General features: G+C 48.2%; 12 protein-coding genes. All 12 read left to right on the plus strand.

Annotated features, from left to right (window positions below; translation table 11 throughout):
• Position 1 precedes the first annotated feature (1 nt).
• The 12 genes from wzb (at position 2) to cpsB (ending at position 12,558) form a co-directional block, all read left to right on the plus strand.
• Positions 2 to 451 (plus strand): low molecular weight protein-tyrosine-phosphatase Wzb, encoded by a 450-nt coding sequence (gene wzb / locus OGX91_RS01935; protein ID WP_199947541.1) that lies wholly within the window; start codon positions 2 to 4, stop codon positions 449 to 451.
• On the plus strand, positions 448 to 2,610 hold the full coding sequence (wzc, locus tag OGX91_RS01940; protein WP_199947540.1) for a tyrosine-protein kinase Wzc: 2,163 nt from the start codon (positions 448 to 450) through the stop codon (positions 2,608 to 2,610). Before wzb ends, wzc begins: the two co-directional genes overlap by 4 nt.
• 77 nt (positions 2,611 to 2,687) lie before the next feature.
• Complete coding sequence (wcaA, locus tag OGX91_RS01945; RefSeq protein WP_005128312.1) at positions 2,688 to 3,530, plus strand: colanic acid biosynthesis glycosyltransferase WcaA; 843 nt, start codon at positions 2,688 to 2,690, stop codon at positions 3,528 to 3,530.
• Between the two features lie 37 nt (positions 3,531 to 3,567).
• Entirely contained in the window at positions 3,568 to 4,785 is a 1,218-nt protein-coding gene (gene wcaC, locus OGX91_RS01950) for a colanic acid biosynthesis glycosyltransferase WcaC (RefSeq protein ID WP_005128311.1), read from the plus strand.
• Positions 4,760 to 5,977, plus strand: coding sequence for a colanic acid polymerase WcaD (wcaD, locus tag OGX91_RS01955; protein ID WP_040231882.1), 1,218 nt, complete (start codon positions 4,760 to 4,762; stop codon positions 5,975 to 5,977). The genes wcaC and wcaD overlap by 26 nt, the downstream gene beginning before the upstream one ends.
• A 5-nt stretch (positions 5,978 to 5,982) precedes the next feature.
• Positions 5,983 to 6,729 (plus strand): colanic acid biosynthesis glycosyltransferase WcaE, encoded by a 747-nt coding sequence (gene wcaE, locus OGX91_RS01960; protein ID WP_199947539.1) that lies wholly within the window; start codon positions 5,983 to 5,985, stop codon positions 6,727 to 6,729.
• Between the two features lie 9 nt (positions 6,730 to 6,738).
• Positions 6,739 to 7,293 carry a colanic acid biosynthesis acetyltransferase WcaF gene (gene wcaF, locus OGX91_RS01965; protein ID WP_040231884.1) on the plus strand — a complete coding sequence of 185 codons (555 nt, stop codon included), beginning with the start codon at positions 6,739 to 6,741 and terminating at the stop codon, positions 7,291 to 7,293.
• A gap of 24 nt (positions 7,294 to 7,317) precedes the next feature.
• A complete protein-coding gene (gene gmd, locus OGX91_RS01970; RefSeq protein ID WP_199947538.1) occupies positions 7,318 to 8,439 on the plus strand; it encodes a GDP-mannose 4,6-dehydratase in 1,122 nt (373 codons plus the stop codon).
• Between the two features lie 5 nt (positions 8,440 to 8,444).
• Complete coding sequence (fcl, locus tag OGX91_RS01975) at positions 8,445 to 9,413, plus strand: GDP-L-fucose synthase (RefSeq protein WP_005128296.1); 969 nt, start codon at positions 8,445 to 8,447, stop codon at positions 9,411 to 9,413.
• Entirely contained in the window at positions 9,413 to 9,892 is a 480-nt protein-coding gene (locus tag OGX91_RS01980) for a GDP-mannose mannosyl hydrolase (protein ID WP_199947537.1), read from the plus strand. The genes fcl and OGX91_RS01980 overlap by 1 nt, the downstream gene beginning before the upstream one ends.
• The gene (locus tag OGX91_RS01985; RefSeq protein ID WP_199947536.1) at positions 9,889 to 11,112 is read left to right on the plus strand and encodes a WcaI family glycosyltransferase; all 1,224 of its coding nucleotides are present in this window, start codon (positions 9,889 to 9,891) and stop codon (positions 11,110 to 11,112) included. Before OGX91_RS01980 ends, OGX91_RS01985 begins: the two co-directional genes overlap by 4 nt.
• 3 nt (positions 11,113 to 11,115) lie before the next feature.
• Positions 11,116 to 12,558, plus strand: coding sequence for a mannose-1-phosphate guanyltransferase (gene cpsB, locus OGX91_RS01990; protein WP_005128293.1), 1,443 nt, complete (start codon positions 11,116 to 11,118; stop codon positions 12,556 to 12,558).
• Positions 12,559 to 12,844 lie beyond the last annotated feature (286 nt).

Below are 12,844 nucleotides of genomic sequence, written 5' to 3' on the forward strand. Positions count from 1 at the left end.
CATGTTTAACAAAATCTTAGTTGTCTGCGTGGGGAACATTTGCCGCTCTCCAACGGCAGAGCGCTTGTTAAGGCAATTCCATCCGGCGTTGACGGTGTCTTCCGCTGGCCTCGGCGCGCTGGTAGGTAAGGGTGCCGATCCATGCGCCATCAGCGTGGCGCAGGCACATAACCTGTCACTGGAGAATCATTGTGCGCGGCAGATCTCGGGACGAATTTGCCGGGAGTCTGACCTGATCCTGACCATGGAAAAACGTCATATTACGGCGTTGTGTGAAATGGTACCGGAGATGCGTGGCAAAGTGATGTTGTTCGGCCATTGGGACAGCGAACGCGAAATTCCCGATCCGTATCGTAAAAGTCGTGACGCGTTTGACGCGGTGTACGCCTTACTTGAACGGTCTGCCCGCCAATGGGCTCAGGCACTGAATACGGAGCAGGGAAAACAATGACAGAAAAAGAAAAACAGTCTGCAACGTCAGTAACAGGCAACGATGAAATCGATATCGGACGTCTGGTAGGGACCGTAGCCGAAGCACGTTGGTGGGTACTGGGCATAACCGCCGCATTTGCGCTGTGTGCGGCGGTCTACACCCTGTTTGCCACGCCGATCTACAGTGCCGATGCGCTGGTACAAATTGAGCAAAACACCGGCAGCTCGTTAGTCCAGGATATTGGCTCGGCGTTATCCAACAAGCCACCTGCTTCTGAAGCGGAAATTCAGCTTATTCAGTCACGACGGGTATTGGGCAAAACGGTAGCCGATCTCAATCTGGATATTTCCGTCACCAAAGATTCATTTCCTCTTTTTGGTGCCGGCTGGGACCGTCTGATGGGCCGCCAGAATGAAACGGTCAATATGACGACTTTCACCTTGCCAACGTCAATGAATGAACAGACCTTCACGTTGAGCGTACTGAACGACAAAAGTTATCAACTGATGAGTGACGGCGGTTTTAGCGCGCGTGGTCAGGTTGGGCAGTTACTGAACCATGACGGTGTAACGATGATGGTTGAGGCGATTCATGCCAGTCCGGGTAGCGAATTTACCGTCAGTAAGTTCTCTACGCTTGGCACGATCAACAATCTGCAAAATAACCTGATGGTGACGGAAACAGGTAAAGATACCGGGGTGCTGAGTCTGACTTTTACGGGGGAAGATCGTGAAAAAATCCGCCAGATCCTCGACAGTATTACCCGCAACTATCTGCAACAAAACGTGGAGCGTAAATCTGAAGAGGCCGCTAAAAGCCTGGCGTTTCTGGCAAAACAATTACCGGAGGTGCGCAACCGTCTGGACGTTGCCGAAAACAAGCTGAATGCATTTCGTCAGGATAAAGACTCCGTCGATTTACCGCTGGAGGCCAAAGCGGTGCTGGACTCGATGGTTAATATTGATGCTCAGTTAAATGAACTGACCTTTAAAGAAGCTGAAATCTCCAAACTGTTCACCAAAGCGCACCCGGCGTACCGCACGTTGCTGGAAAAACGCCAGGCGCTGGAAGATGAAAAAAACAAGCTGAACGGGCGTGTGACGGCGATGCCGAAAACGCAGCAGGAAATTGTCCGCCTGACGCGTGACGTGGAGTCCGGCCAGCAGGTCTATATGCAACTGCTGAATAAACAGCAGGAGCTGAAGATCACGGAAGCCAGTACGGTTGGCGATGTGCGCATTGTCGATCCCGCCATTGCCCAGCCCGGTGTCCTGAAACCGAAAACGGCGCTGATTATTCTCGGCAGTATCCTTCTTGGCTTGATGCTTTCAGTGGTTGGCGTGCTGCTGCGGTCGCTGTTCAATCGCGGTATTGAAAGCCCGCAGGTGCTTGAAGAGCACGGCATCAGCGTGTATGCCAGCATTCCCCTGTCAGAATGGCAAAAAGCCCGTGATAACGTGCAGACCATTAAAGGCGTTAAGCGCTATAAGCAGAGCCAGTTGTTGGCGGTGGGTAATCCGACTGACCTGGCAATAGAAGCGGTGCGCAGCCTGCGTACCAGCCTGCACTTCGCCATGATGCAATCACGTAATAATGTGCTGATGCTGACCGGGGTCAGCCCGTCGATCGGCAAAACGTTTGTCTGTGCCAACCTGGCTGCGGTTATCAGTCAGACCGACAAGCGCGTGCTGCTAATCGACTGTGATATGCGTAAAGGCTATACCCATGAGCTGCTCGGGACCAATAACGTCAACGGTCTGTCTGAGATCCTTAGCGGCAAGGGGGACATTCTCTCCTGCGCAAAACCGACTTCAATTGCACATTTTGACCTGGTCCCTCGCGGGCAGGTTCCCCCTAATCCTTCAGAACTGCTGATGAGCGAACGCTTTGGCGAGCTGATGACCTGGGCCAGTGCGAACTATGACCTGGTGCTGATCGATACGCCGCCAATACTGGCCGTGACCGATGCGGCTATCGTTGGTCGTCACGTCGGAACCACGCTGATGGTGGCGCGTTACGCGGTCAACACGCTGAAAGAGGTGGAAACCAGTCTGAGTCGTTTCGGGCAAAACGGAATTCAGGTGAAAGGGGTGATCCTCAACTCCATTTTCCGGCGCGCCAGCGGGTATCAGGATTACGGTTACTACGAATACGAATACACGTCGGATTCGAAATAGATAACTAACAGCAACGCATATCGAATGTAGGCCTGATAAGCGTAGCGCCATCTGGCAACTTTATCTGGGACAAAAAAATGACGACAGACAACCCGCTAATTTCTATTTATATGCCCACCTGGAACCGCCAGCAGTTGGCTATCCGGGCGATTAAATCGGTGCTGCGCCAGGACTATAGCCACTGGGAAATGATCATTGTCGATGATTGCTCTGCCGAGTATGAGCAACTGCAACAGTTTGTTGAGGCGTTAAACGATCCACGCGTGAGCTATACGCATAACGAGATGAACTCCGGCGCGTGCGCGGTACGCAATCAGGCCATCATGCAGGCCAGTGGGCAGTACATTACGGGGATTGATGATGACGATGAGTGGACGCCGAATCGCCTGAGCTCATTCCTTCAGTCTCGTCATCAACTGGTAACGCATGCTTTTCTATACGCTGATGATTATGTCTGTGAAGGTGAGGTTTATTCACAGCCAGCCAGTCTGCCGCTGTATCCAAAATCGATGTACTCACGCCGCCGATTTTATAAACGCAATATCATTGGTAATCAGGTCTTTAGCTGGGCCTGGCGTTTCAAAGCATGCCTGTTTGATACGACGTTAAAAGCCGCGCAGGATTATGACATTTTTCTGCGCATGGTGGTGGCCTACGGTAAACCCTGGAAGGTAAAAGAGGCGACGCAGATCCTGCATGTGAATCACGGCGAGATGCGCATTACTTCATCCCCACATAAGTTCTCCGGTTACTTCCAGTTCTATCGCAAGCACAAAGGTAAATTTGACCGGGCGAGTAAAAAATATCAGCTGTTTACCCTTTATCAGATCCGTAACAAGCGGATGAACTGGCGCACATTGCTGACGTTGCTTTCCATCCGTAACGGTAAGCGTCTGGCTGACGGTCTGCGAGGACGTTAAGTATGCTGGGTCAACATGTGAGAGCAAAGGTAATGCCATGAATATTCTGCAATTTAATGTTCGACTTGCCGAAGGCGGGGCGGCAGGGGTAGCGCTGGATTTACACCTGCGCGCGCTGGAAAAAGGATGGGCGTCGCGGTTTGTATACGGTTATGGCAAAGGAGGCAAGAGAAGCGCCAGTCACGGGAATTATCCGCACGTGATTAAACATGCGCCGCGTTTGACGTCGGCGGCGAATATTGCGCTGTTTCGCCTCGCAAACCGCGATCTGTTTGGCAACCTCGACAGTATGTATCGCACAATCATCCGCACCGCGGGCCCGCTGGTTCTGCATTTCCATGTGCTGCATAGTTACTGGCTGAACCTCGAAGAGGTAGTGGCGTTTTGCCAAAAGGTGAAGACACATAAGCCCGATATCACCTTTGTGTGGACGTTGCACGATCACTGGAGTGTTACCGGACGTTGCGCCTTTACCGATGGCTGCGAAGGCTGGAAAACGGGTTGCCAGAAATGCCCAACGTTAAGCAACTATCCCCCGGTTAACGTTGATAAAGCACATCAGCAACTGCCCGGAAAACGTCAAATGTTTCGCACGATGCTGGCGCTTGGCTGCCAGTTTATCTCGCCCAGTCAACATGTGGCGGAAGCATTTAACAGCCTGTACGGTGCCGGGTGTTGTCACATCATCAATAACGGTATCGATGTGGCGACGGAAGCGATTCTTGCTGACTTGCCGGTTCAGCATGAGCCACCGGGCAGACCGAAAATTGCCGTGGTGGCCCACGATTTGCGCTATGACGGCAAAACCAGCCAGCAACTGGTTCAGGCGCTTATCGCGCTCGGTGACAAAATAGAGCTGCATACCTTCGGTAAGTTTTCCCCGTTTGCCGGAGCAAACGTCATCAACCATGGGTTTGAAAGTGACAAACGAACCTTGCTGGGGTCGCTAAATCAGATGGATGGGCTGGTGTTCAGTTCGCGGGTTGATAACTATCCGCTAATCTTGTGCGAAGCGCTTTCTATCGGTGTACCGGTTATCGCCACGCACAGTGAGGCGGCACAGGAAGTGCTGGCAAAATCAGGCGGCAAAACATTCAGTGAAGCGGATGTTCTGCATCTGGTACAACTGAAAAAATCAGAAATTGCACAGGCGGTATTTGACACCACGCTGGCTACCTTTAGCCAGCAGAGCCGGACAGCATACAGCGGACAACAGATGCTGGAGGAATATGTCTCGTACTATCAGGGTCTGTAGCTATCTGGTGTTGCCGCTGCTGTATCTGCTGGTTAACGTCAAGCTTGCGCAACTGGGTGAAAGTTTCCCTGTCACCGTTGTCACTTTTTTACCGCTGTTGCTACTGCTGTTTGTCGACCGTATCAATATTAAAAAGCTGTTGATTGCGTTGGGAGTGGGTGGGGGGCTGACGGTGTTTAACTACCTGTTTGGCCAATCGCTGGATGCCAGCAAGTATGTAACATCCGCCATGTTGTTTATCTATACCGTGATCATTATTGGCATGGTGTGGAGCATTCGCTTCAAAACCATTTCGCCACATAACTATCCTAAGATTTTGCGTTTATTCTGGCTGGTGGTGGGGTTAGTGGTCGGTCTGGCGGCCGTTGAAATGACACAGATCATTCTCAGCGGTGGTAGCAGTATAATGGAAGCTATTTCGAAATATCTTATTTACAGCAATAGCTATGTGCTGAACTTTATTAAATTTGGTGGAAAACGTACCACTGCACTCTATTTTGAACCTGCATTTTTCGCTCTGGCGTTAATCTCAATTTGGCTCAGCATCAAACAGTTTGGTATCAAAACGCCCAGGACCGATGCTATGATTCTGACAGGGGTGATATTGTCAGGATCGTTTTCAGGGGTAATGACATTTATTTTGTTTTACCTGCTGGAGTGGGCATTTCAGTATCTGAATAAGGATGCGATAAAAAAGAAGTTACCCTTGGCGATTATCTCACTGAGTGTGTTTATGGTGGGCGTGATATTTGCCTTCCCCTACATCGCGACGCGTCTTGGTGATTTAGGTACTGAAGGCTCTTCATCTTATTATCGCATAGTAGGACCGTTGGTCATGGTTGGATATTCATTACTGAATGTCGACGGTGTAGTGAGATTTGGCTCACTTTATGAATATGTTGCATCATTCGGAATCTTTAACGGTGCAGATGTAGGTAAAACGATAGACAATGGTTTGTATCTGTTAATTATCTATTTTTCGTGGTTCGCCGTAATATTATCCCTGTGGTACATGGGGAAAGTAACGAAAATGATGATGAATGCGTTTGGTGATAATCAGAATTATCGGGTGCAGCTTTATCTTTTTACACCGTTGTCGTTGTTTTTCACCGGTTCAGTATTTAGTCCGGAATACGCATTTTTAATCGTATGTCCGTTTATTTTGCGCAAGGCGCTGAATATCGCGAGGTAATTTACATGCTGCTGAGTATTATCACCGTCGCTTTTCGCAATCTGGACGGGATCGTCAAAACCCATGCGTCACTGGTGCATCTTGCGCAGGTGAGCGATATCAGTTTTGAGTGGATTGTTATCGATGGGGGGTCTACAGACGGTACGCCGGCGTTCCTGGAGAATCTCAATGGAGAGCACCAGTTACGTTTTGTCAGCGAGCCTGATAACGGTCTCTACGATGCAATGAACAAAGGTATCGCTATGGCGCGCGGGCGTTTTGCACTCTTTCTCAACTCTGGCGATATTCTGCATGCCGATTCTGCACATTTTATCCGCCAGTTAAAAACGCAGAGTGATAAAGCGATGGTGATTGGCGATGCTTTGCTGGATTTTGGTAATGGTAAAAAAATGACGCGCCGGGCTAAACCGGGTTGGTATATCTACCACAGTTTGCCAGCCAGTCATCAGGCAATATTTTTTCCGCTGACGGGGCTGCAAACCTGGCATTATGATTTGCAATATAAAATATCATCGGATTATGCGCTGGCAGCAAAATTATACAAGTCCGGGTTCGCTTTTAAAAAACTGACTGGTTTAGTGTCGGAGTTTTCCATGGGGGGCATATCGACTACGAATAATCTGGAATTGTGTCGGGATGCCAAAAGAGTCCAACGTCAAATATTGCGTATGCCCGGTTTTTGGGCTGAATTTTCTGAATACATACGTCTGCGTACAACCGCTAAGACAAAACACTTATATGGTAAAACGTAAGGTCACACTATGCAGGACTTAAACGGCTTCGCGGTGCCGAAAGGTTTTCGCGGCGGCGGTGCAATTAAAGTGCAATTATGGTGGGCGGTACAAGCAACATTATTTCACTGGTCACCACAGGTGATGTACCGCTGGCGTGCTTTTTTATTAAGGATATTTGGCGCAAAAATAGGAAAAAACGTAGTTATTCGGCCTTCAGTAAAAATTACTTATCCGTGGAAATTGACACTGGGGGATTACGCCTGGGTGGGGGATGACACGGTTTTATATACGCTGGGTAATATTACGATTGGGGCTCATACGGTTATTTCGCAGAAAAGCTATTTATGCACCGGAAGTCATGATTATGCCAGCCAACACTTTGATATTAGCGCCACGCCAATTGTGATTGGCGAGAAATGCTGGCTGGCGACAGATGTTTTTGTCGCGCCTGGCGTGACGATTGGCGACGGCACCGTCGTGGGTGCACGCAGCAGCGTTTTTAAATCGTTGCCGGCCAATGCCATATGTCGGGGTAACCCCGCAGTAGTTACGCGTAAACGCGTCGAGAACGTTACTCCCTGAAGGGAAATTTTAAGAGGTAATAACATGTCAAAAGTCGCTCTCATTACTGGCGTAACCGGGCAGGATGGTTCTTACCTGGCAGAGTTTCTGCTGGAAAAAGGTTATGAAGTTCATGGTATTAAGCGCCGGGCTTCGTCATTTAATACCGAACGGGTAGACCATATTTACCATGAACCACATGCGGGTAATCCCAAATTCCATCTGCATTATGGCGATTTGACGGACTCCTCTAATCTGACCCGCATTTTGCAAGAGGTTCAGCCGGATGAAGTCTATAACCTGGGTGCAATGAGCCACGTGGCGGTGTCGTTTGATTCACCAGAATATACTGCTGATGTTGATGGGATCGGCACGCTGCGTCTGCTGGAAGCGATTCGCTTCCTGGGTCTGGAAAAGAAAACCCGTTTCTATCAGGCCTCCACCTCTGAACTGTACGGTCTGGTTCAGGAGATCCCACAGAAAGAAACGACGCCGTTCTATCCGCGATCGCCCTATGCCGTCGCCAAACTGTATGCCTACTGGATCACCGTCAATTACCGCGAATCTTATGGCATGTATGCCTGTAACGGCATTCTGTTTAACCATGAATCTCCGCGTCGTGGCGAAACCTTCGTCACACGCAAAATTACCCGTGCAATTGCCAACATCGCCCAGGGCCTGGAGTCCTGTCTGTACCTCGGCAATATGGATTCGTTGCGTGACTGGGGACATGCCAAAGACTACGTCAGGATGCAGTGGATGATGCTGCAGCAGGAGCAGCCGGAAGATTTCGTGATCGCCACTGGCGTGCAGTATTCCGTCCGTCAGTTTGTGGAAATGGCCGCTGCCCAACTCGGTATTAAGCTGCGCTTTGAAGGTGAGGGCGTGAATGAAAAAGGCATTGTGGTTTCGGTGACTGGGCATGATGCGCCAGGGGTGAAACCGGGGGATGTGATGATCGCCGTCGACCCGCGCTATTTCCGTCCTGCAGAGGTTGAAACGCTGTTGGGCGATCCGACAAAGGCACACGAAAAACTGGGCTGGAAACCAGAGATCACACTGCGCCAGATGGTTTCTGAAATGGTTGCTCACGATCTGGAAGCAGCGAAGAAACATTCACTGCTGAAGTCCCATGGTTACGATGTTGTTATTGCACTGGAGAGCTAATGATGATGCAGAAGAAACGTGTTTATATTGCGGGACATCGGGGCATGGTGGGCTCTGCTATTTACCGACAACTCGCACAACGTGAAGATGTAGAGTTAATCATCCGTAACCGTGAGCAGCTCAATTTATTAGACACAACGGCAGTTAATGATTTCTTTACCAGTGAACATATTGACCAGGTTTATCTTGCCGCGGCAAAAGTTGGCGGGATTATGGCTAATAATAATTATCCATCTGATTTCATTTATGAAAACATGATGATGGAAAGTAATATCCTTCATGCGGCTCATAATTCAAATGTCGAGAAGCTATTATTTTTAGGCTCATCATGTATTTATCCTAAGTTTGCGCAGCAACCAATCAAAGAGAGCGAGTTGTTGCAGGGATCGCTGGAGCCGACAAATGAGCCCTATGCCATCGCTAAAATTGCAGGGATAAAACTGTGTGAGTCCTATAACCGGCAGCATCGCCGGGATTACCGTTCCGTGATGCCGACGAACCTGTATGGGCCTAACGACAATTTCCATAAAGATAATTCCCATGTGATTCCTGCGCTATTGCGTCGTTTTCATGAAGCCACCCAACGGGATGACAAGTATGTTGAAGTTTGGGGCAGTGGAAAACCCATGCGTGAATTTTTGCATGTTGATGATATGGCGGCAGCAAGCATCCATGTTATGGAGCTAGACAATGAGGTTTGGCAGGAAAATACAGAGCCAATGCTTTCTCATGTCAATGTAGGCACGGGGGAAGATTGCACTATTCGCGAACTATCCAACGCCATTGCAAAAGTTGTTGGTTTTCGCGGTGATATTATTTTTGATGCTTCTAAACCTGATGGGACACCACGAAAACTGCTTGATGTCAGTCGCCTGAGAAGACTCGGCTGGCATCATGAAATAGGACTTGAACAGGGATTGGTTAATACTTATCGCTGGTTCCTTGATAATCAGCAGCGGTATCGGGGTGAGTAATGTTTCTCAATAATGAAGACTTCGCTATTGCGGTGCGCACGACGCCGCTGATCTCTCTGGACTTTATCATTGAGAATGAGTTTGGGGAGTTTTTAGTTGGGAAAAGAACTAACAGGCCTGCTCAAGGATATTGGTTTGTGCCCGGCGGTAGAGTATTAAAAGATGAAACGCTGGAACAAGCATTTATGCGTTTGACGGAAGAAGAATTAGGCCAGCAGTTTCCCATAACACACGGTCAGTTTTTTGGTGTCTGGCAGCACTTTTATGAGGATAATTTTTCTGGTTCTTCATTTACAACGCATTATGTGGTGCTGGGTTTTCGACTGAAGATTAATACCAGTACATCAATGTTGCCGTCAAAACAGCATGATACCTGGCGTTGGGCTAAAACAGATGAGCTGATTGCCGATGGGAATGTGCATAAGAATACGCAGGCATATTTCAACCCAGCGACGAAAGATCGGGTGCCCGGGATATGAGAATTCTGGTTTATGGCATCAATTACTCGCCCGAATTGACCGGAATTGGTAAATACACGGGAGAGATGGTGGAGTGGATGGCGAGCCAGGGGCATGAGGTTCGGGTGGTTACGGCGCCTCCTTATTATCCACAGTGGCAAGTCGGCGAACCTTATTCTTCCTGGCGCTATCGTCGGGAAGTTGGTGTCACCACTGTCTGGCGCTGTCCATTATATGTACCAACTCAACCTTCAACGTTAAAGCGGCTGCTACATTTGGGCAGTTTTGCCCTGAGCAGTTTTTTTCCCCTATTGGCTCAGTATCGGTGGAAGCCTGAATACATTATCGGCGTGGTACCCACGCTATTCTGTACACCAGGGATGCGTTTGCTGGCAAAACTGTCTGGCTCTCGCACCGTGCTGCATATTCAGGACTATGAAGTTGATGCGATGTTGGGGCTGGGATTGGCGGCAACCGGAAATTCCACAATGATTGCGCGCATAGCCAAAGCATTTGAGCGTAGCAGTTTGTTGAATGTGGATAATGTTTCCACGATCTCCCGCTCTATGATGCAAAAAGCGCAGGAGAAAGGCGTTGCTGCAGAAAAAATTATCTTTTTCCCGAACTGGTCCGAAGTGGAAAGATTTAGCAAGGTGGATAGTGCTGATATAGCGCAAATTCGTCAGCGATTTGATTTGCCAACCGATAAAAAAATTATTCTTTATTCCGGCAATATTGGTGAGAAACAAGGCGTTGAAAATATCGTTGAGGCTGCAAGCCAGACTCAGGATAAACCATGGATATACGTTATTGTGGGTCAGGGAGGGGGAAAATCCAGGATGGAACAAATGGTCAAGGAACGAGCCCTAACGAATGTTAAGTTCTACCCCCTGCAACCATACGAAATGTTGCCAGCGTTATTAAGGTTGGCAGATTGCCATTTAGTCATCCAAAGACGTGGCGCTGCAGATGCGGTTCTTCCTTCGAAGTTAACGAATATATTGGCGGTCGGGGGAAATGCCGTGATTACAGCAGAGATACACACCGAACTGGGGCAGCTTTGTCAGAAACATCCCGGTATTGCGATCTGTATTGAGCCAGAATCAGTTGAGATGCTTGTGGCCGGTATTACGGAGGCAATCACTATGCCTGAATACAATATGATTGCACGTTCATATGCAGAGTCTGCACTTGAAAAAGATAATGTCTTAAATCAATTTATTAATCATTTGAAGGGTTGACTTATGAGTCAGAATAACATTCATCCGGTAATTATTGCCGGTGGTTCCGGTAGCCGTCTGTGGCCATTATCCAGAACATTATATCCAAAGCAGTTCTTGTGTCTGGATGGGCAAAATACAATGTTGCAATCGACAATTTGTCGTCTTGATGGACTGGATTGTTCACCACCGCTGGTAATATGTAATGAAAAGCATCGATTTATTGTTGCTGAACAATTGCAAGAAATCGATCAGCTAACGGGGAATATTATTCTTGAGCCACAAGCCCGGAATACCGCACCAGCAATCGCACTGGCAGCAATCGCAGCATGTAACAATAATTCCGATCATAACCCGTTGTTGCTGGTCCTGGCAGCTGATCATATTATCGAAGAAAATAAATACTTCCACGATGCAGTGACCTCAGCCATTCCGTTAGCCGAAAATGGCAAGCTGGTAACATTTGGTATCGTCCCGGATACACCGGAAACAGGGTACGGTTATATTCGACGCGGTGAAGTCAGTAGTACCCAGATTCAAGTTGATTCTGTTGCTTTCAATGTTGATGCTTTTGTGGAAAAACCTGACCTTGAAACAGCCGAAAAATATATCTCTGCTGGTGAATATTACTGGAATAGCGGTATGTTTTTATTCCAGGCCCGACGCTATCTTGAAGAGCTTGAAAAATATCGCCCGGATATTCTACAGGCCTGCTTGGTAGCGATGGATAACGCTGAACTGGACAATGATTTTATCCGTGTCAGTCGGGACGATTTCCAGGCTTGCCCAGAGGAATCGATCGACTATGCTGTAATGGAGAAAACCACGGATGCTGTAGTCCTGCCGATGAACGTTGGCTGGAGCGATGTGGGTTCATGGTCATCACTTTGGGAAATCAGCGATCGTAACCACGAGGGCAATGTTTATCATGGCGATGTCATTGACCATAATACAGAGAACAGTTATGTCTACGCCGAGTCGGGATTGGTAGCAACCGTCGGCGTAAAAGATCTTATCGTCGTCCAGACTAAAGATGCAGTATTAATCGCAAATAAAACGGATGTACAAGATGTAAAAAAAATCGTTGCACAAATTCAGGCGGATGGTCGCTCGGAACATCATATTCATCGTGAAGTTTTTAGACCCTGGGGAAAATATGATTCTATTGATGAAGGTGAACGTTATCAGGTTAAAAGGATAACCGTGAAACCCGGTCAGGGCTTTGCATTACGTATGCACCATCATCGCGCTGAACACTGGATTATTGTTGCGGGAACGGCAAAGGTCACGATCTGTGATGAGGTCCAATTATTAAGTGAAAATCAATCAGTGTATATTCCTCAGGGCACTATTCATTGTCTTGAAAACCCAGGAAAGGTTCCGCTGGAGATGATTGAAGTCCGCTCTGGAGTCTACCTTGAAGAAGATGATATTGTAAGATTTGGCACACATCATGAGCATATATAGAAATCTATTATTCTTTTCTGTTAACTGACTCTCTGCGAACTTTTATGAAATAAAATAACAGAGACTGGACTTTGTTATTTATTTAGGCAATCAGGCCTGGGCTAACTATTGCCTGAAGAAGGAGATAACATGAGCCAAATAATCCGCGTTACCACTTGTGATATTTGTTACGGGTCAGTTGGTGATGTCCGCCTGAACGTGCGAACGCGCACTCTCCTGGCATTGCTGAATCAGTAATGCTGGTATTTCCCTTGCCCGATAAGGGCAAGTGGCGACTAACAGGAAC

It is taken from the genome of Citrobacter sp. Cpa228, assembly GCF_030333085.1.
Lineage (GTDB): Bacteria > Pseudomonadota > Gammaproteobacteria > Enterobacterales > Enterobacteriaceae > Citrobacter > Citrobacter pasteurii.

Bases quoted from the DNA above. Each gene is read 5' to 3' on its own strand.
- wzb (WP_199947541.1), top strand. From the start codon at position 2: ATGTTTAACAAAATCTTAGTTGTCTGCGTGGGGAACATTTGCCGCTCT.
- wzc (WP_199947540.1), top strand. From the start codon at position 448: ATGACAGAAAAAGAAAAACAGTCTGCAACGTCAGTAACAGGCAACGAT.
- wcaA (WP_005128312.1), top strand. From the start codon at position 2,688: ATGACGACAGACAACCCGCTAATTTCTATTTATATGCCCACCTGGAAC.
- wcaC (WP_005128311.1), top strand. From the start codon at position 3,568: ATGAATATTCTGCAATTTAATGTTCGACTTGCCGAAGGCGGGGCGGCA.
- wcaD (WP_040231882.1), top strand. From the start codon at position 4,760: ATGTCTCGTACTATCAGGGTCTGTAGCTATCTGGTGTTGCCGCTGCTG.
- wcaE (WP_199947539.1), top strand. From the start codon at position 5,983: ATGCTGCTGAGTATTATCACCGTCGCTTTTCGCAATCTGGACGGGATC.
- wcaF (WP_040231884.1), top strand. From the start codon at position 6,739: ATGCAGGACTTAAACGGCTTCGCGGTGCCGAAAGGTTTTCGCGGCGGC.
- gmd (WP_199947538.1), top strand. From the start codon at position 7,318: ATGTCAAAAGTCGCTCTCATTACTGGCGTAACCGGGCAGGATGGTTCT.
- fcl (WP_005128296.1), top strand. From the start codon at position 8,445: ATGCAGAAGAAACGTGTTTATATTGCGGGACATCGGGGCATGGTGGGC.
- OGX91_RS01980 (WP_199947537.1), top strand. From the start codon at position 9,413: ATGTTTCTCAATAATGAAGACTTCGCTATTGCGGTGCGCACGACGCCG.
- OGX91_RS01985 (WP_199947536.1), top strand. From the start codon at position 9,889: ATGAGAATTCTGGTTTATGGCATCAATTACTCGCCCGAATTGACCGGA.
- cpsB (WP_005128293.1), top strand. From the start codon at position 11,116: ATGAGTCAGAATAACATTCATCCGGTAATTATTGCCGGTGGTTCCGGT.